A 23134-nucleotide genomic window follows, 5' to 3' on the forward strand; every position below is an offset into this window, starting at 1 on the left:
TTTGAATTATTGGTAGTTGGTGTCATTTGTAATATTTGGGTTTATTAAATCAAAAACTATTGCGTTACACAAATAGTTTATCCTCGAAGGTAAAAAAACAATCCTGAATTGGGGCTCAAAAGGTCAGAATGAAGGGTAAATTTCATCAGGAAGATTTAATAGACACAAACCTGCTCATTGATTCAGCATCATCAACAGTCATGAATTTTAATTATCTGCGTGCTACTAAAACTTCTTCTTCACATAGTTCAACTCTTCCTTTGTCCTTACTCCATTTTCTGTAAGTGCTAGCCAGAGTTTGAGTTTGTCACCTTCTCGATTCATAGTCAAGCCATGAAAATAAATAGTATTTTCTGCTATTTCTACCAACCGAAAGGTCGTCCACTCTTCTTTTTTTTTTTCCAGGGAGAAAGGTCAGCATTGAAGTGCTTAATTTTAAGGGAAAAGTTTTTTCCTTCTTGGACGATATTCATATACTCTGAAAAAATGAGTTTCCTTTCACTCCAATAGCGAAAATTACCAATCATATTTCCATCTACTGCAGGCATCCACACTTCCTCATAATCTCCCCCAAACCCGGTTCCGGTCCAGAAACCCTCTAGCTATGATAAATCAGAAACCTGGCCTTTCCCCGGATCTTGGTCTTTTTCGAGTTGTTCCACTTGGGAAAAGGCGATGAATCTGATGAGAAATAGAAGGGAGGTAAGAAGGGGATTTTTCTTTGGAGAGAGGGATTTAATACTAGCTGAAGTTAGATAAACTATTGAGTGTAAATAGTCAGAAAGACACGGTAATGTGGCGTAGCACCAATGACTCCTAACCATTCAGGGTTTTGAATGGGAGTGAATAAAAAATGATAAGCGCCTGATCTAGAGCCATGAAAAGACTATGATTTGAAAAATTTGAAGTTTTACCCTTTTCGGGGCTCCTATTCTACAACTAGTTATATCGCTCCCGGCTTTGTCGAGGGTTCTGCCACAGCGGACAGATGTAAATAGTTTCAATCCTTCGGATTTATTTTTGAGGGATTATAAATAATATGTATATCCGCTTTTCTACCAGTAAGACGTCAAAAGCAATGTAAGATATGTTAAACTTAAGAATTGAGGCCACTTCGGTCTTCGGTCATCGGTCTTCCAACCTGATAAGCAAAGAATCTAAGGTGACTGGCATCATTGCGGATAATCATAATAAATAAATATGTAATTATAAAACAGTGCTCTCTCTGTATCCCGACGTCCTTAATAAATATTGGTAGAACTCTGTATTCCTACATGTTAATACGTTGCGCCGTTGCGCTGCAGCGAGAGATTTTTTAGGAGAGTATATTGTACTTACACATCATGTCGCACTGGAATCTCAGGATTGATGAAAGTAAAACCTCGTGCTTCATCTCCTTCAAAAAAATCTATTTGCATCCCCATCAAAAACATGTAGTGCCTCTTTTCAATAAGCACAGGGATGTCTGAAATTGTAAATTTTTGATCATCGTCCTTCGCTTTATCAAAGCCGAGCGCGTAAGACATTCCACCACATCCACCGCCTTTGGTTCCTATCCGCAAAAAATAGTCAGTTGGAATATTTTTATTTTCCATGATGTTTTTGATTTCTGCTATGGCTTTTTCGGTAATTGTAATTGGCGCTATCATGGGATTCAAATGATTTTGGCAGGAAATTGGTTCGTGTAAAATTAAATTTACCATCCTCGAAGTTTTCTAACGGGGATAATTTGTGCAAATTCGAGCTTAATCCCCAAAAATGGAATATACAGTCGATTTATTGAAAATTCTTTTGCCAGCCGGCATCGTCCTATATGGCATGTATCTCGTGGTCGTATCTTTCCTTTCGAAAGAAAGAGAAAAGATGCTAGTGGAGTTGAAAACGCAAAATTCTCAGACAATACTTCCAATTCGATTGCAGGCTGCTGAGAGAATGTGCCTTTTTCTGGAACGCATTACTCCGAATAATTTGGTACGTAGATCTAATCCTGGAGGACTAACATCTGGTGAATTGCATTCACTTTTGCTTGCAGAAGTTCGAGAGGAGTTCAATCATAATTTTTCCCAGCAAGTATATTTCTCGGAGGAAACATGGGAGGCAGTAAAGCGTGCAGTGGAAGAAGTGACGACGATCATCAACCAAAGCCGTCAACTCCTTCATGAGGAGTCTACTGGCCTAGATATGGCTAAGGCAATTTTTGGACAATCACTGGAGAGAAAAAACGATCCCGTTGGATATGCGTTGAAACAAGTGAAATCTGAAATTCAAATTTATTTCTAGAAATGACATCCATTAGATCAAAAACCTCCGCAACCATAGAAGATGCCAAAGCCCTTTTTGGAAAAAAAGTGGAGGCTCTTGGGAAGCAAAAAGAGAAAGTCACAGAACTGATTGCTGGGGTAGGAAATAAAATTTTGAGATTTGGAGATGATTCACGAGTAAAAAAATTGATTGAGCCTGTTTCAGTATTTGTTCGGATGCTTAAAGCTCATTTTAATGGCTCGCATAAGCTTACAAATAGTACTCTGGGGTTGATTTTACTAGCCTTAGTATACTTTGTGTCGCCTATAGATATCATCCCGGATTTTTTAGGTTTCCTAGGTTTTGCTGATGATTTGAGCGTGATTTTGGCAGTTTATGCGAAGATTAAAGATGAGATAAGTCAGTTTCTCGATTGGGAGAGAACTCAAGTTTAAGTACGGCTGTTACTCCCCAAATCACCTATTTATGCAAGATCAAGAAACACACTTAATCAATCCTGAATTAATTGCTTCTGCACAGAATTATTCTGACTACCGCGCAATGATTGACTCACTTCTGGTAGAAAATAAAACCACCGGAAGCGATCATTCTGAGAGCTATTTAGCCTATACCAAAATGAATGTACAGCGTATGAGTCGCTGGGACAAAACGGCTAAGATTTCGCCTGAACTGGAAAAGATCGTTTCTTCGATTTCTGCTCCCCAAGTATGGCTAGTAATTACTGAAGCTTGGTGTGGTGATGCAGCGCAAACTATTCCCTTTATGGCGAAACTTGCGGAATTGAATTCATTGATAGATTTGAAACTGGTGCTCAGAGATGAGAATCCAGAACTGATGGATGCTTATTTGTCAGAAGGAGCTAGGTCAATACCTGTATTAATTGCCTTGAGCGGAGATTTGAGCCAGGAGTTATTTGTGTGGGGACCAAAGCCTGAATTTCTTAAAACACGCATGAAAGCCTACAAGCTCGATCCACAAAATATTACTTCCCAAGAATTTTCTGACGGTACACATCTTTGGTACGCAAGAGACAAAAATAAAGCATTGGCTGAGGAATTGACTCCACTCATTGCCGCAACTATATAATTTATGAAAATCGCATTGATTTCTGGGGCTTCAGGCCTTGTTGGCAAGGAAGTTCTCCACCAACTTTTCAAAAACTCAGCCTATGATTATGTGCTTAGTATTGGTAGGAGAAAACTTGCGATTAAGCAGCAGAAGCTCGTCCAGATTGAAGGTGATATGACAAAGTTAGGGAGTTGGAAGTGGGAGGATAAGATCACATCACAGAGTTTGGGCGGAGCGTATAACGCTCTTGTTGAGAGCTTGAATGAGGGAAAAGCTGAGATTCATGCTTTTTCCTCACTAGGCACGACGATCAAGCAGGCCGGCTCCAAAGAGAAGTTTTATGCGGTAGATCATGAGCTGGTTATAGGCTTTGCAAACTGGGCCAAAAAGCTTGGTGCAAGCAAATTTCTCTATGTTTCTTCTTCAGGAGCAGACATGAACTCTTCGATTTATTATAGTAAGGTGAAAGGCGAAGTGGAGCGGGATCTGAAGATCATAGGGTTTGATTACGTCGCCATTTTCAGACCTTCCTTGTTGATGGGAAATAGAAGTGAATTCCGACTTGGAGAAAGCGCTGCACAAATTCTAATGAAGCCTTTAATCTGGTTAAAGCTTTTCAAAAACGTGCGCCCGATCTATGATTATCAAGTAGCCAAAGCTTTGGTTAGAACTGCATTGGCAAAACAATCAACTTCTTCTGAAATCATCAGTTCTGGAGAGATGCAAGATTTAAGCGAATGATAGTAGTACTCCAGCGAGTATCAGAAGCATCGGTGAAAATCGATGGTGAATTCAAAGCAGAAATCGGAATTGGTTTGATGATTCTAATAGGAATCGAGGAGGCAGATGGAGAAGAGGATATAATTTGGCTTGCTAATAAAATTTTAAACCTCCGAATTTTCCCTGACGAAAATGGAGTGATGAATAAAAGTTTGATTGATGTGGACGGAGAAATTTTACTGATTTCTCAGTTTACACTTCAAGCCAGTACTAAAAAAGGCAATCGGCCTTCCTACATTAAAGCGGCTAAACCCGACATCGCTATTCCACTTTATAACCAAATGATTCAGGTTTTGGAGAAAGATCTTGGCAAGCAAATCGGCACGGGTGAATTCGGTGCAGATATGAAAGTTGCATTGGTGAACGATGGGCCAGTGACGATTTTAATAGATAGCAAGAATAGGATTTAACGGAAATTAAGTAGGAAGCAAGAGAGTTGAAGTCGTAACCTTCTAGTTTTGAAAATGTTGATTTGCACAGATATCTTAACTCTTCTTCTTCTTTTACTCGCTTTATGAATTTGAATTTGAGCGATTGTCAGGAGAGAACAGGATAGAAGGGAAGCGTGATTTTTTCATTTTGGGCATAGTCATCCAAAATTCACTTCTCATGAAAGCTACTTCAGCCTTACTACTTTTTACAGCATTTCTATTTATTCTATTCTTTTTTACCTCCTGTGGTTCCAGCCAAAAAGAGACTCAAGAGGCAGAGGTAAAGCCCAACGTGATCATTATCCTAGCGGATCAATGGAGAGCTCAGGAAGTTGGGTACATGGGGAATACCCAAATAAAGACACCAAACTTGGATAAGCTCGCTGCGCAAAGTTTGATTTTCGATAATGCTGTTACGACCATGGCTGTATGTGCTCCGTGGAGAGCGAGTTTTTTGACAGGTCAATATCCGCTCACCAATGGGGTTTTCTACAATGACAAGCCACTTCCAAATGAAGCACTGACGATGGCGGAAATCTACAAAGAGCAAGGTTATGTAACTGGGTATATTGGCAAATGGCATCTGAATGGGCATGCTAGAGGGGAGGAGTCTGCAAGGGATTTGCCAGTTCCGAAAGATAGAAGACAGGGGTTTGATTACTGGAAAGTCAGAGAGGTCACACACAATTATAACAACAGCTTTTATTTTGATGAAAATGACGTGAAGCAGACCTGGGAGGGTTATGACGTTTTTCCTCAGACGGACAGCGCGATCAGCTATATCCAAAAGAATAAGGAGCATCCTTTTGTGCTGATGCTTTCGTATGGTCCTCCTCACGATCCCTACTTTTCTGCTCCCCAAGAATATCAGGATATGTATGACGTGAATACGCTGGAAGTTCGCCCGAATGTGCCAATTGCTTATCAGGACTCTGCTCGCAAAGTTCTGGCTGGATATTATGCGCATGCTACGGCGATTGATTTTGCGATCGGGAATTTGCTAGATGCCTTGGATAAAGCAGGAGTGGCAGATAATACCATCCTTGTATTTACCTCGGAGCATGGTGATATGCTGATGTCTAAAGGTGTATTGAAAAAGCAGCGACCTTATGACGAAGCGATCAAAGTGCCCATGTTAGTAAGGTATCCGGCGAAGTTAGGTACAAAAAGTCGGCACGTGATAGACCCGATAGGTACGCCGGATTTACTGCCGACACTCTTGGGATTAAGTGATATTTCTTCGCCTAAAAGCGTTGAGGGAAAAGACTTTTCTCGTGAATTACTTGCTGGTAAGGATCTGGGAAATGAAGCTGCATTGATCATGCTACCTGTTCCTTTTCACGAGTGGAAGTTTTCAAACGGAGGTAGAGAATTCCGTGGTATTCGCACCAAAAGATACACTTATGTGAAAGATCTTAAAGGGCCTTGGTTGTTTTATGACAATGAAAAAGATCCGTATCAGGAAAACAATTTGGCAGATAATCCAGAGGTAAAAGACTTACAAGATGAGCTGGAAGCTATTTTGATGGAAAAATTGAAAGCGACAAATGATGACTTTCTCCCTGCGGATGATTACATGACTCAATACAATTACCTCTACGATGCGAAGGATAGTTTGAGAACAGCTAATTATTTGGACTTGGGTAGATAAATAGGTTTTGTCACTGGGAAAAATTCCTCCTAGTCTTTTTTGCTAAGGATTAAAGAAGATATTTCGATATCAGATGGTAGTCAGTTGTTAACTTTGAATTTTTCAATTTTAAAATTTTCCAATCTTCGAATCATTTCCATTTTGCAATCTCTTTTACAAATCAATTCCGCAAACATCCAATTTAAAGCCCAGCAGGCATTTCAGAATTTAGAATTCAAATGGCAAGAAGCTCAGCACTGGGCTATCATTGGGATTTCAGGTTGGGAGCTAACTGCTTTTATTGAATCCATCCGAGGAAATTCGGTTGTATCTAGCGGAGAAATCTCTAGACCCTTTGCGGTAGCCTATTCTACTGAGAAAAGTCAATCCAAGGAAATTCACAGCTTTCGCGATTTGATCGCATATGTCTCGCAGAAATACGAATTCCACAACAAATCCCATCAGCAAAACTTCTACTTCCAGCAGCGCTTCAATTCCACCGAATCTGAAGAAGCGGCCACTGTACTCGAATATTTGAAAGAAGTTGATGCCAAAATAGCTGGGCTTTGGACGTTGGAATCTGTATCCAAATTACTTCGTTTGGAGCACTTGTTAGATAAGGGGATCATCAAACTTTCCAATGGTGAAACTCGAAGACTTGCCTTAGCACTAGGTCTTTTGCGCCAGCCAAAAATCTATCTGATGGATCAGCCGATGACTGGTTTGGATGTGAAAAGCAGAGAAGAATTTGGTGAGGTCTTAAAGGAAATAATCGCCGCCGGGGTTCATGTACTGATCAGTACTTCGGCAGATGAAATCCCCGAAGGAATCACGCATATAGCCAAAATTGATAAATCAGGAATTCTAGAAACGTGGACCAAATCGGAATATCATGGGTTAGGAGTTCAGCTTAAAAGTACTGCTTCATGGGGTTGGCAGGAATTAGGAACTTTGCTTCCAACGTCTTTTCCTCAGCGAGAATCCATCATCAAACTGGAAAATGTAACCATCAAGTACGGAGAAAAGACCATTCTCAATCAGCTAAATTGGGAAGTTAAACCTGGAGAGCGCTGGTTGCTCAAAGGCCCAAATGGCTCGGGGAAATCCACCTTACTGAGTTTGCTGATCGGAGAAAACCCACAAGCCTATTCACAGGATTTCTGGTTATTTGATAGAAAGAGAGGAACAGGCGAAAGCATCTGGGATATTAAGAGACCGACAGGTTTTGTAGCACCCGAACTCAGTCGCTATTTCCCAACCAATCAAACGTGCCGGAAAGTCATTCTTTCTGGTTTTTTTGACACGATGGGTTTGTTCAAAAAAGCAAGTAAAGAACAGGAAGCTTTGGGTTTACGATGGATGAAATTGTTCAACCTAGAATCTCTGGCTAATCTTCCAATTTCGAGACTTTCTCTCGAAAATCAGCGCTGGACACTACTAGCCCGAGCCTTGATCAAAAAACCAGAGTTGCTGATATTAGATGAGGCTTCACAGGGAATGGATGAGTTTCAAAGACGCCTTTTTAAAGACACCATACAGCAAATCTGCGAACGAAGCACCATGACCTTGGTCTATGTCAGTCACTATGCAGCCGATGTGCCTGATGCGGTGGGGAAGGTGATGGAGTTGAGATAATGAATGATTTTATAGCTAAGATCTCACTGATTAGCTTTATTTATTCTAATTGTTAAGCCCTGAAAGGGCTAAATAGCGCAGCGATGGGCGAAGCCCATCGATATTGATATAGTGGCTAGCCCTGAAAGGGCGCCATCAAAAACAGTTTCATCCCCAAACATATCGCTCGTCATAATCCACCTTATATTTTTTCAAAAAAGCTCTGTACTCATCTTGGAACGATTTGCGTTGATGATGTTCTCGCTGGTTTTTAATATAGTCAGTCACAGTATCAACCTGACTCGGATTAACTGAAAATGCACCATATCCATCCTGCCAATAGAAATCTCTCAGTTCGTTTGCTCGCTTTTTCATCCATTTGGAAGAATCTGTTTTTACTTCTTCCAGTAGATCTGCAATAGTCATTCTTTTAGATAACAGGCATAGGATATGCACATGATCCAGATGACCTCCAACTTGAATTGGAGTACATTCATGAGCTTTGCAAACACCACCGAGGTACTTGAAGAGTTCGTCCTCATATTCCTGAATGATGTATGGCTGTCTATTTCTGGTGCTAAAAATAATATGCACATAATTTTTTACGAGTGATTGTCCCATTATCTATTGCGCCCTTTCAGGGCTTTAAAAATGATCATTACTTTTCTTGACAACGGCCTTGCGACCGTTGCTCTTTTATTTTGCCCTTTCAGGGCTAATAAATTTAATAATTATTGCTCTCAATTTCTTGATTTGTGTTGTGGTCTGTGAGGGCACAAACCACTGTCAAAGCGCCCTCACCTAAGCGTGTGGTCATCTCAGGGCTTTAAAAATGAAATCTACTCATTCCCTTACAACGGCCTTGCGACCGTTGCTCTGTTATTTTGCCCTTTCAGGGCTAATAAATGTAATAATTAGTGATCTCAAATTCTTGATTTGTGTTGTGGTCTGTGAGGGCACAAACCACTGTCAAAGCGCCCTCACCTAAATGTGTGGTCATCTCAGGGCTTTAAAAATGAAATCTACTCATTCCCTTACAACGGCCTAGCGAACCTTGCTTTGTTATTATGCCCTTTCAGGGCTAATAAATATTATATCTTCAGATCTGCCATGTGTTTAAGATTATTGAAGACAAGACCATTATGCGTAGGGATTTCATACTTTCATCCTTGTTCACTAAAAGGGCTCGATACCTTAGACGGGAGTAGACCATCGATATTGATATTATCATCATTTAGTGGCTAGCCCTGAAAGGGCGCCATCAAAAACAGTTTCATCCCCAAACATATCGCTCGTCATAATCCACGTTATATTTTTTCAAAAAAGCTCTGTACTCATTTTGGAACGATTTGCGCTTATGATGTTCTCGCTGGTTTTTAATATAGTCAGTCACAGTATAAACCTGACTTGGATTAACTGAAAATGCACCATATCCATCCTGCCAATAGAAATTTCTCAGTTCATCTGCTCGCTTTTTCATCCATTTGGAAGAATCTGTTTTTACCTCTTCCAATAGATCTGCAATAGTCATTCTTTTAGATAGCAGGCATAGGATATTCACATGATCCAGATGACCTCCAATCTGAATTGGAGCACATTCATGTGCTTTGCAAACACCACCGAGGTACTTGAAGAGTTCGTCCTCATATTCCTGAATGATGTATGGCTGTCTGTTTTTGGTGCTAAAAATAATATGCACATAATTTTTTACGAGTGATTGTCCCATTATCTATTGCGCCCTTTCAGGGCTTTAAAAATTATCATTACTTTTTTTGACAACGGCCTAGCGACCGTTGCTCTGTTATTTTGCCCTTTCAGGGCTAATAAATGTAATAATTATTGCTCTCAATTTCTTGATTTGTGATGTAGTCTGTGAGGGTACAAACCACTGTCAAAGTGCCCTCACCTAAGCGTGTGGTCATCTCATTGCTTTAAAAATGAAATCTACCTATTCCCTTACAACGGCCTAGCGAACCTTGCTTTGTTATTATGCCCTTTCAGGGCTAATAAATGTAATAATTATTGCTCTCAAATTCTTGATTTGTGTTGTGGTCTGTGAGGGTAAAAACCGCTGTCAAAGCGCCATCACCTAAGCGTGTGATCATCTCAGGGCTTTAAAAATGATCATTACTTTTTTTGACAACGGCCTAGCAACCGTTGCTCAGTTATTTTGCCCTTTCAGGGCTAATAAATGTAATAATTAGTGATCTCAAATTCTTGATTTGTGTTGTGGTCTGTGAGGGCACAAACCACTGTCAAAGCGCCCTCACCTAAGCGTGTAGTCATCTCAGGGCTTTAAAAATTATCATTACTTTTCTTGACAACGGCCTAGCGACCGTTGCTCTGATATTTTGCCCTTTCAGGGCTAATAAATTTAATAATTATTGCTCTCAATTTCTTGATTTGTGTTGTGGTCTTTGAGGGCACAAACCACTGTCAAGAGTTGCAACATAAAGGAGAGTCTTTTGTGAGAAAAGTAAACTTAGTGGTTAATTAATCACTTTAATGGGAAATCTATACGATATCATATCGTATTTTTATTTAAATTATAAAACTATGAAAGTCACAGCATTAATTGAAGATGAATTGATCCAAGAAGTCATAGATCTCTCAGGTGCGAAGAATATCACTGAGGCCTTAAAAATAGCCTTGAATGATTATCGGTCCAGGAAGTTGATGCGTAACTATTCCAATAGCATAGTAGCTGAGCCTCTGCAATTTACTTATGGAGCAAAGCAGCTTCGTGATTTAAACCAGAAATGAATCGAGTCATAATTGACACTTCTGTCTGGATAGAATTCTTCAAAGCTAATCAGCCCTATTTTGATAGGTGTCTGGAGTTAATTGATAACGCAGATATTTACTCGGTAGAGTTGATTTTTGCAGAACTGCAGCAAGGAGCTAAAGGGAAAAGAGAATTTGATATGATCAATAGTTTCTTTGCACAGATGAAAATTCTTGATGCGCCAGGTTTGATATACCATGCTGGAATTTTTTCTAGAGAACAGAAACTGTTGGATCGTGGGATTGGATTGATAGATGCCTTAATTATTTTCACTGCGATTCGATATAATTTGAAAGTATGGACGCTGGATAAAAAGGTCTTAGGATTTTTGGATGAAAAGAATATATTTTCAGGGTAATCAAAAGTCAGTACAAACCTGAAATCCTGTAATTTAATCTGTCTCCTTTTCAATTTGTGATCCTATAAATGGGATTTTCGGAGCCAGAAAATACCCTGTCAAACTTGCAAAAAGAATCGGAATAAAGTAGGTGAATCCAGTAAGCGAAGCCAGCAGAATGGTGGTGCTCATCGGCGTTCTCGTAACGCATGCATTGATGCCGGCCATGCAGCTAACGATAGTTAGGGTGAGATTGGTCTCAGGAAAAATCTGATGGATAATTAAGCCAAGCGTAGCTCCTACAAAAAACAGAGGGATAATAAATCCGCCTCTCCAGCCAGAAGTGACGGTAATTGAAATTGCCAAAACTTTAAAAATCAGTATTGCGATCAACGCTTTTAAAGCGAAATCCTCTGCCAATAATTCGTTGATCTCTTCATGGCCAAAATACCGTGTGATCGGAAAATAATAGGAGATAACTCCTAGAATTACGCCACCGATTAGCGTTTTTATGTAGATCGGAAGTGATCTTTTGTTAAAGAGATTTTTGAGGATTTTAGTGCAGAGAATAAAGCCCCAACCAATTGCGGTGGCTGCCATGGCAAATAAAACAGCATAACCAAAGTCAAATACACCAGCGTATTCGTAGGCAGCGACATTCCACGTGGCTCCTAAACCAAGTTGAATGATAATCGCAAAAACTAGGTAACTGAAGCAACTGGCAACTAATGCTGGAATGATGGCTTTGTAATACTCTACAGCATGCTTGTGATGCAATATTTCCAGCGAAAAGAGGCTTCCTCCAAGTGGTGCTCCAAACAGAGCCGTGAATCCTGAAGCCATTCCTGCAATACTCATAGATCTCAAATCTTCACCTTTTAATCGAAATACTTTTCCCAACCAAGTTCCTGTGGAACCAGTCACTTGGACAAGTGGTGCCTCCGGGCCAAGGCTGCCTCCTGATGCCACGCATAGAAGTGAGGAAATGATCATAGAAGGATTGTTCTTTGGATCGAGCTTTCCTTTATTGAAGCGAATATTGTTGACAATCAGATGGATTTCTCCAGGATCACCGATAAAGTGAATTACTAAGCCAGCTAATAAGCCGCAAATTGCCATGACTGGAATCACTTCCCAGCCTTGAAAAATTGATATTTTGTGTGTGAGAAATTCCAGTACAATCCAATAAACTCCAGCGATGGCACCACCGATCAATCCAAGTAAAGCCCACAATAAAAAGCTGCGGCTAAACAAAAAGGGATTGAATCGGATGGGCTGATCAAGTATATCAAGTGCTTTAACCAGTTTTCTTCTTTTCCTTAATTTCAATTGCTGACTAGAGTTTGTGAGTTTAAGACAAATTTCCAAAAAGCGAAGTAACCAAGACTAGTCCGATTTTACAACTATAAGCGCTTAAGTGAGATTTGAGGAGTCTTAGGATTAAACCTGAGGCCCTTTATACCGAATGAATAAGTAAAGATCTTTACTCCAAACTCCCTTCGAACGGCTCAATATGAATCAATACATTACCGAGTTCAGGGATGACTTCACAAAGTTTGTCCTTCAGCCTATGAGAGATATTATGTCCTTCGGTGACAGTCAGTTCACCTGATACTAACGCATGCAGGTCAACATGATATTCCATTCCAGCTTTGCGGATGTAGCATTTTTCGGTTCCTTTCACGCCCGTTACGGTTAATGATACTTGTCTTATCTGCAAGGTGAGTTCCTCATAATTATTTTCGTCCATCACCTCACTTAGTGCTGGGCGAAAGATTTTATAGCAATTATATAAGATAAAAATTACTGCAAATAAAGCTGCGTAGTCATCAGCTACTTCAAATCCTTTTCCGCCAAAAATCGCAATGGTAATCCCTATAAAGGCAGCTACTGAAGTAATAGCGTCGCTACGGTGATGCCAAGCTTCTGCTCTCAGCGCAGTGCTGTTAAGCTTTTTGCTTCGTTGCATTACTATGTGAAAGGAGAGTTCTTTCCAAATAATAATTCCGGCCAATACGATTAAGGTGAACGGCTTGGGTAATTCATGTGGTATGATGATGTGCTGATATGCCTGCCACGCTATAGTACCAGCAGAAATAATCAGAAAAACTACCACCAAGAATGTCACTAAAGGCTCAGCTTTCCCGTGGCCGTAAGGATGATTTTCATCGGCTGGTCTTGCAGAGTATTTCAACCCAAAGAGAACAAGCAAAGAAGCAAAAACGTCCACTACTGACTCAATTCCATCAGCGATTAGGGCATAGGAATTTCCAAAAATACCCGCAAGAAATTTGATTATCGCCAGTGCAATATTCCCCAGCATGCTGAAAATGACTGTTCTTATTGCAAGATTGGATCTACTCATGGGTTGTACTGAAGGCGGGCATTCAAAAGTAGGGAAAATTGTTAACTGAAAAGATTAGCTATGCTAAGTGGTAAAAACAATTTCTTGCCTTATAAATAGAGATTAGGATGCGAAGGATTTGCTGTTTTGTTTTCTACTGATCGTTCCCGGGATATATTGATCCATTTTCAACACTACAAAACCTCCAAGCGCGCAGATTGCCATACCCATCACCATAGGAAATGCAGAGGAAGCATGGAGCAAACTTACGATAGCCGTAACGATACCACCGAATGCCATACGCATACTTCCGAGCATAGCTGAAGCAGAACCTGCATTCTTAGAAAATGGCGTCATCGCAAGTGCTGTTGTATTTGGACTGTTCAATCCATGAGCGGTCAGGAACACAAACATCAACCCAATCAGACCGGTGACATTCAGCAAATTGAAAAATATGCCTATGACTAAGAGCAAACCAGTAAAACTTTGATAGTGCAGAGAAAAATAGATGATTTGGTGAGAACTATATTTCTTCAACAAAATATGGTTGAGCTGAGTCGAGCCGATCATGGCAAAAGCTAAAATTGCGAAAAGCCAGCCAAACTGATGTTCTGTAAATCCATACAAATTCATGAATACATCTGCTGAACTCGCGATGTAAACAAAGGGTGCAGAACCTGCTATCCCTCCCACAAGCATATAAACCAGGAATTGACGATTCTCTAAAACCTTGAGGTAGCCTTTCCAGACCTGCTTGGGTTTTAAAGAAACTTCTCCATCAGGAACTGCTCCTGATGGAAGTACCACCACTGCTGCAATCCAAATCAGGGCAGTCAGAGCTGCTAAAATGATAAACACCCAGTGCCAATCATAGGCTGAAGTCACAAATCCACCCAAAGTTGGAGCAATCATCGGGGAAACTGCGATCACCAAAACTAGCAATGACATGGCTTGCGCAATTTTCTTTACAGGGAAAATATCCCTAACAATTGCTTGAGCTGAAACCATCCCTGCACAGCCACCGACTGCCTGTAGGAAACGCATAAAAATCAAATTCTCTACTGACTGCGACATAGCACAGCCTATTGATGCTAAGATATAAATTGCAAGTCCTACATATAAAGGCTTTTTACGGCCATATTTATCTAAAAGCGGCCCGTAAAATAGTTGACCGATTGCAATACCAACGAGATAGGCAGTTAGCGAAAGCTGAATATTAGAAATTGGAGTATTGAGTGCCACTGCCATCTCCGGAAAACCCGGAAGGTACATGTCAATAGAAAAAGGGCTAATTGTACATAAAGCCCCTAATACTAGGATAATTTTGAAGTATTCCTTTTTACTGTATTTCTTTTCCACTCTAAAAATAAATTGACTCGAATCATTAACTAATTAACTATTTGGGATAAACAGGCTAGGGCGTTTATGAGTTCGTAAATTTTAGCTTTATTTTTTTGTAGAATAGTTAAGTGAAATTAGAATATGTTGAGAAATCAATAAAAGCTAAAGTTATCTGGCAATCAGATAGTTCTCATTTATAGAAAGCTTCTGAAATTTTGAACAGAACAAAAGAATCATTTTATGATTAAGCAGTTTTATCTGCTTCTATTATTTTTTCTATCCGTAAGTCTGGTATTAGCCACATTAGAGCAACTAATACGTAAATGACTCCTGCAATCATAGGATGTACCCAAGTTGATGCTATTGCCATCAAATAAAGTAGTGGCGAGATTAAACCCTTTTTATCATTTCCAACTGCTTTTGCTAAAATAGAATTTTGTCCTTGACAACGTAATAAGGTGGTTTGTAAGATTTTATATGCAACTGCCGACATAAAAAGCACAACTCCATAAAGCGCCATGGGAGCCGCACCAAAGTTATTCTCTCCCATCCATCCTGTAGAAAATGGTATCATTGATAGCCAAAATAAGAGATGAAGATTAGCCCATAGAACCTTTCCACTTATTTTAGTTGCGGTGTGCATCATATGATGATGGTTGTTCCAATAGATTCCTATGTAAATAAAACTCAAGACATAACTTAAAAACACGGGTGTCAAGATCTGCAAATCTGACCATTTGTCTCCGTGCGGCACCTTAATCTCAAGCACCATGATTGTAATGACGATCGCTAAAACACCATCGCTGAAAGCTTCTAGCCTGTTTTTGTTCATATTGAATCAATTTTATAACGGTCTATTTTTTCTCAAGCTCCACCCAAAATGGGAAATATCGCTTGCCTGCTACTGTATAAAAAGGGAGTAAATCACCGACAGTCTGTTCGAGTTTCACATTTTTCATTTCCAAAATATCAATAGGGGCAGATGACTGATCAACCTCAATGCTTGCATAATTCCCTGTTTCCAAAGTCATTTTTCCTTTTGGAGGCACCGGTTTCACAAATTTGAATTTGATGTCATAGACTCCTGGCTCTATAGCCACTTTCCAATAGCCAAAAATATCCTCCTGATCCCAGATCCCTCGCTCACCTGCGGCATCGTTTCGATTGAGAAATACTGGGTTTTCGGCTTTATTCCCGATTTGAATTACTGGCGGATTTACTAGATTTTCCTCGTTTATCAATTCTCTATAGATCCCATCCATTTCTGACTTCAACTCAAGAGCTTTCGCGGAGTTGCTTGCTGATAGATTTTGCTGCTCATAAGGATCTTTGCTCAGATCAAAGAGGTCAAAGCTTTCTATACTGGAATTGTAATCCGTATTCCCAACCAATTTCCAACCTTCTTTCTGAATGGAAATGTTCTCATAAAGCTCAGGGTACTTACGCGTCCAGTAGGCAAAATAGCTTCGATCTGGTGTGCTGCTTTTTTCTCCCTTAATCAAAGGAAGCATGCTATGACCATCAATTTTCCGATCAGTTGGCACCTCAAATCCAACGAGCTCTGCCAGCGTAGGCATCACATCCAAGTGCGCAGATAGTGTGTTGACTTCCTTATTGCCTTTGAAACCGTCTGGGTAACGAATGAAAAAAGGCGCTCTTATTCCGCCTTGATAAGCACTGCCTTTACGTCCTTTTAATCCTGCTACAAAGCGCTGTTGCTGGGGACCATTGTCAGTCATGAAGATAACTATGGTATTTTCTTCTATTCCTAGCTCTTCGAGTTTTAGGAAAAGCTTTTTCAGATTATCATCGATGTTTTCCACCATCGCATAGACTTTTCTCGCGGCCTCTTTATCCCCTTCTGACATAGGATAGAATGGCTTCCCATCTTCGCCAAAACCGGCTGACGGATCTATGTCCTTATATTTTTGATAATACTCATCTGGAACTTGAAGTGGCGTATGGGGCGCATTGAAGGATAAATAGGTGAAAAATGGTTTGTCTTTATTCTTCTCTATGAAGTTGATCGCCTCAGTTGCGAAAATATCGGAGCAGTATCCCTCATAGCTTTCTTGCTCATTGTTATGCCAAAGAACCGGGTCAAAATAGCTTCGATCTCCTTGATAATAGGTAGTGAAATCACCCACTTGGCCCATTCCGCCAGAAAGGTGAATGACTGACTCATCAAACCCCTGATCGCTCGGACGCATAGGGTAATTGTCTCCCAAATGCCATTTTCCGAAAATTCCAGTTACGTAATTTTTAGATTTTAAAAGTTCGGCAATCGTGACTTCGGACTCTGCCATCATCGCGCCGCCATTGTAGGTGTCACGAACTCCAGTTCTCAGAGAATATCTTCCTGTCATCAGGCTAGCTCGTGTAGGAGCACAAACTGGAGATACATAGAAATTGGTGAATCGGACACTCTCCGCTGCAAATGCATCTATCGTTGGCGTATTGATATGAGGATTGCCATTTGTTCCCAAGTCACCGTAGCCTTGATCATCGGTGATGATGAGGATTACATTGGGAGATTTAGTTTTTTGCTGCGCAAAGCTAAAACTGAAGGAGATGAAAAAAACTAAGGTAAAAAGGGAACGATGAATGTGCATTAGACTAAAATTAGGTGGTAACAATAGTCTAAAAATATATTCTTTTGGGAGAAATGCTATCCTGTTATGAATTTGGGCGGTCATAAAGATCAGTAATTTTATGACCTACCTATCAGAATTAGAAGTTTTTTGGCAAGGATAAATCCCCCTGATCCCGTTTAAAAAAAAAGGGAAATTGCCAAATTGCACCATCAATAATTTATTCTAGGAATACAGGTATTGTAAGCTGATTTAAAACTCAATCTCATCTATACTTCTCAGCTGAACATGCTTTTTCATCTTCTTTTGGATGATTTTGAAGTGATGCAATTCTTCCTCTGATACCAAAGAAATAGCCTCTCCAGTTGCTCCTGCACGCCCAGTTCTACCGATTCTATGCACATAGTCTTTTGGTGAGCGAGGCAATTCGTAATTGATCACCAATGGTAAAAACTTGATGTCAATTCCTCTTGCTGCCAAATCAGTGGCTACAAGAATTCTTGTTTTCCCAGATTTGAATGTATGCAATGCTTCGGTTCTAGCACCTTGGCTTTTGTCCCCATGAAAAGCCAATGCTTCAATCCCGTTTTTGTTGAGTTTGGTAACGATGTTGTCCGCTGCACGGATAGAAGATGCAAAAACCAAAATCTGTGACCAGTCGCCTGAGTTTATCAAATAACGAAGAAAAGGCCCTTTTGACTCCATAGGAACACGGTACGCATACTGTTCGATAAGATCAGGAGAAACAGTGTCTGGTTCGGCAGAGATTCTAACAGGCTCATGGAGCATCTCGTTGATCAAATCTTCTACAGATTCTTCACTTGTCGCCGAGAAAAGTATGTTTTGACGTTTTTTAGGAAGTCTTTCTAGAATTTGATCCACTTCTTCTTTGAAGCCCATATTCAAAACCTTATCTGCTTCATCCAAAACTAGAACTTCCACTTGATTAAGATTAAGCGAGTTCTTTGAAAGTAGATCCAATAATCGACCCGGTGTGGCTACCAAAATATCCGTTCCGTAGATCTTCATCATCTGCGGGTTGATTGAAACTCCTCCGAAAACAGCCAAAGCTTTTACTGGTCTAGTCAAAAAACGCGCAAAGTTCTCCGTGACTTCAGCAACTTGGCTAGCCAGTTCCCGAGTAGGAACAAGCACAAGAATAGGAATCATTCTACCTTTATTTGGCTCTTTTTCCTGAAGTCTCTGAAGAATAGGGAGGATGTATGAAGCAGTCTTTCCAGAACCAGTAGGCGCGATACCAAGCACATCTTTCTTCTGCAAAATAGCGGGGATAGCTTCTATCTGTATAGGATAAGGGCTATCATAATTAGCCTTTTTGATAGCGTCAAGTATTTGCTTGGAAAGTCCTAAATCTGAAAAGTTCATGAGTTTGTATTTTGCGCAAAGTTAAGTGATAGAAATTAGAGCCGAGTTGTTAGGAAGTTTGATTATCGAAAAATCAATTCATTAGTTAAATATCTAATCTGCTATCTACGACTAGCCAGCTTGTGCCTTCTAATTCTGAGGTGATTTCCAATTGACAGGAAAGTCTAATCGAAGCATAATCTTCATTGGGATACTCGGACAAGAGATTTGCTTCCTCTGTATCAATTGGTCCAGTTGCACTGCCTTTTACTTGCTTGACTATGCAGGTGCCGCACCAAATTCTCCCTTTACAATCACCAATATCTTCCAGAAGCTCATTGACGATCAGCTCCATCAAAGATGGGTAGGACTTCTGCTGGGTTACTATTTCATGTATTTTCCCAATAGTATCTATAAGTGTAAAGGTGATTCGCGACATTAGAACTTAGCGTGCTTCATAGCGGGATTGGATTTTACTTTTTTTCATAAAAGCAGACTGTCTAAAGTAAAGAAAATGTATTAAAGCGTGGTAGAAAAGGAATAAACCTAAGTTTGTATGAAATCATCAGTTTTCTATCTACCGTTATTGTAATTCCTGTTTGTGTATCAGCCGAATATGTGTCAAATTGTACAGACCCTTTTTTATGCTTTCCATATTTATATAGACAAGCTTGAATTAGGTTGCCTAGATCAAACCCAAAATCCAGTAGTTGTAGTATGTCGATTACCCGAAGTATATCTTACTTTTTTGCAGTAATGATTTTGGCCTCTTGTGCCAAAAATACCAGTGATGATCCCTCAAACCCTTCTCCTGCAAGAACTGCTGAGGAAGAATTAGCGACTTTTCAATTAGAATCTGGATTTGCTATTCAGTTAGTAGCGGCCGAACCTATGGTGGAGGAACCTGTTTTTATCACTTTTGATGAAGATGCAAGACTATGGGTAATAGAGATGCGCGGATTTATGACCGATACATTGGGGTCTGAAGAGGATAAACCCATAGGGAGAATCTCCATTTTGGAAGATAAAGATGGGGATGGGGTGATGGACAAAAGGACCATTTACATGGATAGTTTGATTATGCCTCGTGCCCTTGGTTTTTTTGCGGATGGAGTTTTGGTAGCGGAAAATAGTGCGCTTTGGGTGACACAGGACTTGGATGGAGATATGAAAGCTGATACCAAGATTTTGTTGGATTCAACATATGCTTCATCAGGAAATCCGGAGCATTCAGACAATGGCTTGCTTCGAAACGTTGATAACTGGTATTACAATGCAAAGTCAAAAATCAGATATAAATATCAGAGTGGGGAATGGATCAGAGAATTGACCGAATTCCGTGGGCAGTGGGGAATTAGCCAAGATGATCAGGGAAGACTGTTTTACAATTACAATTGGTCGCAACTTCATGCAGACTTAGTTCCTCCCAATTATCTTTCTCGAAACCCCAACCATAGTCCATCCACTGGGATCGATCATGGAGTGGCGCAGGATCGTAGAGTTTATCCTATTCGGGCCACTCCTGCAGTAAATAGGGGTTATATACCGGGAGTTTTGGATGAAAATCAAAGGCTCATGGAATTCACAGCTGCCTGTTCTCCTTTGGTTTTCAGAAGCACACTTTTTCCGGAGGAATATTATGGAAATGCATTTGTGGCTGAGCCAGCAGGTAATCTTGTGAAGAGGAATGTCTTGGCAGAGAATGGGAATACTATCACTGGAATTGATCCAAATCCTGGGAAGGAGTTCTTGGCTTCAACTGATGAGCGTTTTCGTCCTTCCGATTTTGCAACTGGACCTGATGGCGCGCTATACGTTGCCGATATGTATCGCGGTTTGATCCAGCATGGAGAATATCTCACGCCATATTTGGCTCAGCAAACAGCGGATAGAGGTTTGCTGATGCCTATTCATTTGGGTAGAATTTGGAGGATTGTTCCTGAAGGAAAAAGCAAACGAGCAATGCCAAAACTTTCTCAAGCGACTAATGAAGAGTTAATCGCATTTCTTTCTGACAAAGACGGCTGGTACAGAGATATGGCTCAGCGACTGTTGGTGGAGAGAAATGATAAAAGTGTGAAGGAAGAATTGATGAAAGTCATTTCTGATTCAAATTCTAGCGAGATGGGCCGATTCCATGCACTGTGGACTTTGGAAGGGCTGGGCGTACTTTCCGAAAATTTTCTTATTTCAGTTTTCGAGCAATCTTCTGGCTTGATACAAAGTACTGCGCTTAGACTGTTAGAGCCATTTGCGCAAGCATCTTCTGCAATAGGATCAAAACTAGCTATAGCTATGCAGGATGCAGCTGCAGAAGCAACACATGAAGAAGCTCTTCAACTTGCCTTGAGTAGTTATGTGCTTTCTGCAGATGAAGCTGGAAAAATGCTAACTGCAATTTTTAAGTTATATGGAGAAGATGCCCTTATTCGGGATGCAATGATGAGCAGTTTGGCTGGGAGAGAATATGGTTTCTTGAAAAAGCTCTGGGTGTCTGCAGATTGGGAGAAGCAGGATCAGATCAAAGAGATTTTGCTTGAAACACTTGCTACTTCAGTATTGAAAAATGGAAATGCTTCTGAAGTTAATTGCCTTTTGAGCATGGCTGATGCTAAAAAGCTAGGTTGGAAAGAGAATATATTGATTTCCGGAATGTCTATTCAGGCTGCCAATTTAAAGGACAAGGAACCAATAGCGCTAAAATTTGAACCTTCGCTTTTCAAGCGAACTGACCTCCCGATCGATGGAAATCGTCTGGATATGTTAATGAGAATATTTTCTTGGCCTGGCTTTGAACCTTCTCAGGTAGCTGTGGCTGAAAGCCAGTTGGATGAAAAGGGAATGCAGCAATTTGCACAAGGCCGGCAGAAATTCCTCATAACCTGTGCAGGATGCCATGGGTCTGATGGAGGAGGAGCTCCGAGAATGGGGCCACCTTTGACGAATTCTGAGTGGGTATTGGGAGATGAGCGAAGACTTGCGATGATTTTACTGCATGGTTTGGAAGGTCCAATTGATGTGGCTGGAAAAACCTACGATGCGCCTGATATTCTACCTGTTATGCCAGCTCATTCTACCATGGATGATGGAAGTATAGCAGCAATTTTGACTTATATTAGAAATGAGTGGGGCAATCAAGCTCCACCAATATCAGGTCGTACAGTCAGCAAAACTCGCCTCACCACTCAAGGGAGAGTATATCCTTGGAAAGCAACTGAGTTGAATGAGTATATCGAAGCTTTGCCTCCTGAGGAAGCCCCAAAACCCTGACCTATGAAAGACCTGAATGCTAATTTTACCGGTTTTGATTCTAACAGAAGAAATTTCATCAAGACCGCAAGCTTGGGAGCAATGGCGATGAGCTTTCCAATGCCTAGTATTCCAGATTTTCTAAAGGATGATCCGATGGGAATAGTCGTGCATTCCTATGCTGCTAGATGGCATTCTGATACCCCTAGCTCAAAATATCCCGGATTTGAAAATGCACTCAGTTTGATGCAGCATTGCAAGGCTATAGGAGCAGGAGGGGTTCAGACAGTGGTGAATGGATGGGCTACCGATTTTGCAAAACAAGTGCGGGATGTACGCGAAAAAACTGGTTTGTATCTGGAAGGAAGCATTGCGCTTCCCAAGTCAAAAGATGAGTTAGCGAAATTTGAATCAGAAGTTTTAGCTGCGAAGGAAGCTGGTGCAAGCCTACTTAGAACTGCCTGTTTGAGTGGACGTAGATATGTGAATTTTAAGACAAAAGAGGAATTTCAGGAGTTTAGAAAAAACGCGTTACAATCCATAGAACTGGCCGAGCCTATAGTAAGAAAACACAAGATCAAATTGGCGGTAGAAAATCATAAGGATTGGACTGCAAAAGAGCTGGAAGCAATTATTGTTAACCTTGGAAGTGAATGGGTGGGAGTGACCTTGGATTTCGGTAATAATCTATCTTTCATGGAGAATCCTAATGAAGTTATCGAAACTTTGGCTCCCTATGCGTTTTCCACGCATGTGAAAGATATGGGTGTGAAAAGCTATGCCGATGGTTTTTTGCTTTCTGAGGTGCCCTTGGGAGAGGGAGTTGTTGATCTGAAATCAGCTGTTGCATTATGCAAAAAGCATAATCCAGACATTAACTTTAGCTTGGAAATGATCACACGTGATCCACTAGAAATCCCAACTTTGACCGAAAGTTATTATAACACCTTCGATCACCTGTCTGGTTTAGAGGTGGCAAGAATAGATCGCTTGATCCATAAAAATGAGTTCAAAGGTGAATTGCCTCATGTAACAGGAATGTCTAAAGAAGAGCAATTGGCTTATGAAGAGCATAACGTTTTAGCATGCTTGAGTTACAGCAGAAATTCCTTAGGATTGGTTTAAGTGGTTTTTAAAAAATGTGTAAAATCAATGTGATTATCAGTAATGATGCAACTAGTCTTATTTTCTTTGGTTTGCTGGCCCGAAGACCGAAGACCGGTGACCGAAGTAGCCTCAATCCTAGCTTTAACCACTTCCTTTAATGCTATACTGGCAGAAAAGTGGATATACATATAAATCAATAATTAATATCTAACCATTAACCTATTAACCCT

At 40.5% G+C, this 23134-nt stretch carries 22 protein-coding genes; 11 read left to right on the top strand and 11 right to left on the bottom strand.

Annotation, left to right across the window (positions count from 1 at the left end; genetic code table 11):
- Nucleotides 1–362: 362 nt before the first annotated feature.
- Both BVH02_RS21810 and BVH02_RS15760 read right to left on the bottom strand, forming a co-directional pair.
- Nucleotides 363–548 carry a DUF6265 family protein gene (locus BVH02_RS21810; RefSeq protein WP_223271884.1) on the bottom strand — a complete coding sequence of 62 codons (186 nt, stop codon included), beginning with the start codon at nt 546–548 and terminating at the stop codon, nt 363–365.
- Nucleotides 549–1334: 786 nt separating this feature from the next.
- Nucleotides 1335–1649: a HesB/IscA family protein gene (locus BVH02_RS15760; RefSeq protein WP_086502526.1), complete on the bottom strand. Its 315-nt coding sequence runs from the start codon at nt 1647–1649 to the stop codon at nt 1335–1337.
- Nucleotides 1650–1758: 109 nt separating this feature from the next.
- Between BVH02_RS15760 and BVH02_RS15765 the strand changes: the two genes are divergently transcribed.
- The 7 genes from BVH02_RS15765 (at nt 1759) to BVH02_RS15795 (ending at nt 7806) form a co-directional block, all read left to right on the top strand.
- On the top strand, nt 1759–2280 hold the full coding sequence (locus BVH02_RS15765; RefSeq protein WP_086502430.1) for a DUF7935 family protein: 522 nt from the start codon (nt 1759–1761) through the stop codon (nt 2278–2280).
- 2 nt (nt 2281–2282) lie between these two features.
- On the top strand, nt 2283–2696 hold the full coding sequence (locus BVH02_RS15770) for a YkvA family protein (RefSeq protein WP_086502431.1): 414 nt from the start codon (nt 2283–2285) through the stop codon (nt 2694–2696).
- Between the two features lie 31 nt (nt 2697–2727).
- The gene (locus BVH02_RS15775) at nt 2728–3348 is read left to right on the top strand and encodes a thioredoxin family protein (protein ID WP_086502432.1); all 621 of its coding nucleotides are present in this window, start codon (nt 2728–2730) and stop codon (nt 3346–3348) included.
- A 3-nt stretch (nt 3349–3351) separates the two neighbouring features.
- Complete coding sequence (locus BVH02_RS15780; protein ID WP_086502433.1) at nt 3352–4071, top strand: NAD-dependent epimerase/dehydratase family protein; 720 nt, start codon at nt 3352–3354, stop codon at nt 4069–4071.
- Entirely contained in the window at nt 4068–4520 is a 453-nt protein-coding gene (dtd, locus tag BVH02_RS15785) for a D-aminoacyl-tRNA deacylase (RefSeq protein WP_086502434.1), read from the top strand. The genes BVH02_RS15780 and dtd overlap by 4 nt, the downstream gene beginning before the upstream one ends.
- 199 nt (nt 4521–4719) lie before the next feature.
- Nucleotides 4720–6192 carry a sulfatase family protein gene (locus BVH02_RS15790; protein ID WP_086502527.1) on the top strand — a complete coding sequence of 491 codons (1473 nt, stop codon included), beginning with the start codon at nt 4720–4722 and terminating at the stop codon, nt 6190–6192.
- A 141-nt stretch (nt 6193–6333) separates the two neighbouring features.
- On the top strand, nt 6334–7806 hold the full coding sequence (locus BVH02_RS15795) for an ATP-binding cassette domain-containing protein (RefSeq protein ID WP_086502528.1): 1473 nt from the start codon (nt 6334–6336) through the stop codon (nt 7804–7806).
- 147 nt (nt 7807–7953) lie between these two features.
- On the opposite strand, the gene tnpA (BVH02_RS15800) is transcribed toward BVH02_RS15795, so the two are convergent.
- Nucleotides 7954–8406 carry an IS200/IS605 family transposase gene (tnpA, locus tag BVH02_RS15800; protein WP_086502435.1) on the bottom strand — a complete coding sequence of 151 codons (453 nt, stop codon included), beginning with the start codon at nt 8404–8406 and terminating at the stop codon, nt 7954–7956.
- A 652-nt stretch (nt 8407–9058) separates the two neighbouring features.
- Nucleotides 9059–9511 carry an IS200/IS605 family transposase gene (tnpA, locus tag BVH02_RS15805; protein ID WP_086502436.1) on the bottom strand — a complete coding sequence of 151 codons (453 nt, stop codon included), beginning with the start codon at nt 9509–9511 and terminating at the stop codon, nt 9059–9061.
- An 830-nt stretch (nt 9512–10341) separates the two neighbouring features.
- Here tnpA (BVH02_RS15805) and BVH02_RS15810 point away from each other — a divergent pair.
- Complete coding sequence (locus BVH02_RS15810) at nt 10342–10548, top strand: type II toxin-antitoxin system VapB family antitoxin (protein WP_086502437.1); 207 nt, start codon at nt 10342–10344, stop codon at nt 10546–10548.
- The gene (locus BVH02_RS15815; RefSeq protein ID WP_086502438.1) at nt 10545–10928 is read left to right on the top strand and encodes a PIN domain-containing protein; all 384 of its coding nucleotides are present in this window, start codon (nt 10545–10547) and stop codon (nt 10926–10928) included. The genes BVH02_RS15810 and BVH02_RS15815 overlap by 4 nt, the downstream gene beginning before the upstream one ends.
- Nucleotides 10929–10961: 33 nt before the next feature.
- Here BVH02_RS15815 and BVH02_RS15820 read toward each other — a convergent pair whose 3' ends face one another.
- The 7 genes from BVH02_RS15820 to BVH02_RS15850 all read right to left on the bottom strand — a co-directional run bounded on the left by BVH02_RS15820 (nt 10962) and on the right by BVH02_RS15850 (nt 18987).
- Nucleotides 10962–12236, bottom strand: coding sequence for a chloride channel protein (locus tag BVH02_RS15820; RefSeq protein ID WP_086502439.1), 1275 nt, complete (start codon nt 12234–12236; stop codon nt 10962–10964).
- Nucleotides 12237–12390: 154 nt separating this feature from the next.
- The gene (locus BVH02_RS15825; RefSeq protein WP_086502440.1) at nt 12391–13272 is read right to left on the bottom strand and encodes a cation diffusion facilitator family transporter; all 882 of its coding nucleotides are present in this window, start codon (nt 13270–13272) and stop codon (nt 12391–12393) included.
- A 102-nt stretch (nt 13273–13374) separates the two neighbouring features.
- Nucleotides 13375–14610, bottom strand: coding sequence for a multidrug effflux MFS transporter (locus tag BVH02_RS15830; protein WP_317045439.1), 1236 nt, complete (start codon nt 14608–14610; stop codon nt 13375–13377).
- 226 nt (nt 14611–14836) lie between these two features.
- Nucleotides 14837–15424: a TMEM175 family protein gene (locus tag BVH02_RS15835; protein ID WP_086502442.1), complete on the bottom strand. Its 588-nt coding sequence runs from the start codon at nt 15422–15424 to the stop codon at nt 14837–14839.
- Nucleotides 15425–15446: 22 nt separating this feature from the next.
- Entirely contained in the window at nt 15447–17204 is a 1758-nt protein-coding gene (locus BVH02_RS15840) for an arylsulfatase (RefSeq protein WP_086502443.1), read from the bottom strand.
- Between the two features lie 231 nt (nt 17205–17435).
- Nucleotides 17436–18569 carry a DEAD/DEAH box helicase gene (locus tag BVH02_RS15845; protein ID WP_086502444.1) on the bottom strand — a complete coding sequence of 378 codons (1134 nt, stop codon included), beginning with the start codon at nt 18567–18569 and terminating at the stop codon, nt 17436–17438.
- Between the two features lie 85 nt (nt 18570–18654).
- A complete protein-coding gene (locus BVH02_RS15850) occupies nt 18655–18987 on the bottom strand; it encodes a 2Fe-2S iron-sulfur cluster-binding protein (RefSeq protein WP_086502445.1) in 333 nt (110 codons plus the stop codon).
- Nucleotides 18988–19265: 278 nt separating this feature from the next.
- Between BVH02_RS15850 and BVH02_RS15855 the strand changes: the two genes are divergently transcribed.
- Together BVH02_RS15855 and BVH02_RS15860 are read left to right on the top strand one after the other, a co-directional pair.
- Entirely contained in the window at nt 19266–21818 is a 2553-nt protein-coding gene (locus BVH02_RS15855; protein ID WP_086502446.1) for a DUF7133 domain-containing protein, read from the top strand.
- A 3-nt stretch (nt 21819–21821) separates the two neighbouring features.
- Nucleotides 21822–22922 carry a sugar phosphate isomerase/epimerase family protein gene (locus BVH02_RS15860; RefSeq protein WP_223271883.1) on the top strand — a complete coding sequence of 367 codons (1101 nt, stop codon included), beginning with the start codon at nt 21822–21824 and terminating at the stop codon, nt 22920–22922.
- Nucleotides 22923–23134 lie beyond the last annotated feature (212 nt).

The sequence above is a fragment of the Algoriphagus ratkowskyi genome (assembly GCF_002150505.1).
Lineage (GTDB): Bacteria > Bacteroidota > Bacteroidia > Cytophagales > Cyclobacteriaceae > Algoriphagus > Algoriphagus ratkowskyi.

Excerpts from the sequence above, each read along its gene's own strand:
- BVH02_RS21810 (WP_223271884.1), bottom strand. The coding sequence starts at position 548 with ATGCCTGCAGTAGATGGAAATATGATTGGTAATTTTCGCTATTGGAGT.
- BVH02_RS15760 (WP_086502526.1), bottom strand. The coding sequence starts at position 1,649 with ATGATAGCGCCAATTACAATTACCGAAAAAGCCATAGCAGAAATCAAA.
- BVH02_RS15765 (WP_086502430.1), top strand. The coding sequence starts at position 1,759 with ATGGAATATACAGTCGATTTATTGAAAATTCTTTTGCCAGCCGGCATC.
- BVH02_RS15770 (WP_086502431.1), top strand. The coding sequence starts at position 2,283 with ATGACATCCATTAGATCAAAAACCTCCGCAACCATAGAAGATGCCAAA.
- BVH02_RS15775 (WP_086502432.1), top strand. The coding sequence starts at position 2,728 with ATGCAAGATCAAGAAACACACTTAATCAATCCTGAATTAATTGCTTCT.
- BVH02_RS15780 (WP_086502433.1), top strand. The coding sequence starts at position 3,352 with ATGAAAATCGCATTGATTTCTGGGGCTTCAGGCCTTGTTGGCAAGGAA.
- dtd (WP_086502434.1), top strand. The coding sequence starts at position 4,068 with ATGATAGTAGTACTCCAGCGAGTATCAGAAGCATCGGTGAAAATCGAT.
- BVH02_RS15790 (WP_086502527.1), top strand. The coding sequence starts at position 4,720 with ATGAAAGCTACTTCAGCCTTACTACTTTTTACAGCATTTCTATTTATT.
- tnpA (WP_086502435.1), bottom strand. The coding sequence starts at position 8,406 with ATGGGACAATCACTCGTAAAAAATTATGTGCATATTATTTTTAGCACC.
- tnpA (WP_086502436.1), bottom strand. The coding sequence starts at position 9,511 with ATGGGACAATCACTCGTAAAAAATTATGTGCATATTATTTTTAGCACC.
- BVH02_RS15810 (WP_086502437.1), top strand. The coding sequence starts at position 10,342 with ATGAAAGTCACAGCATTAATTGAAGATGAATTGATCCAAGAAGTCATA.
- BVH02_RS15815 (WP_086502438.1), top strand. The coding sequence starts at position 10,545 with ATGAATCGAGTCATAATTGACACTTCTGTCTGGATAGAATTCTTCAAA.
- BVH02_RS15825 (WP_086502440.1), bottom strand. The coding sequence starts at position 13,272 with ATGAGTAGATCCAATCTTGCAATAAGAACAGTCATTTTCAGCATGCTG.
- BVH02_RS15835 (WP_086502442.1), bottom strand. The coding sequence starts at position 15,424 with ATGAACAAAAACAGGCTAGAAGCTTTCAGCGATGGTGTTTTAGCGATC.
- BVH02_RS15840 (WP_086502443.1), bottom strand. The coding sequence starts at position 17,204 with ATGCACATTCATCGTTCCCTTTTTACCTTAGTTTTTTTCATCTCCTTC.
- BVH02_RS15845 (WP_086502444.1), bottom strand. The coding sequence starts at position 18,569 with ATGAACTTTTCAGATTTAGGACTTTCCAAGCAAATACTTGACGCTATC.
- BVH02_RS15850 (WP_086502445.1), bottom strand. The coding sequence starts at position 18,987 with ATGTCGCGAATCACCTTTACACTTATAGATACTATTGGGAAAATACAT.
- BVH02_RS15855 (WP_086502446.1), top strand. The coding sequence starts at position 19,266 with ATGTCGATTACCCGAAGTATATCTTACTTTTTTGCAGTAATGATTTTG.
- BVH02_RS15860 (WP_223271883.1), top strand. The coding sequence starts at position 21,822 with ATGAAAGACCTGAATGCTAATTTTACCGGTTTTGATTCTAACAGAAGA.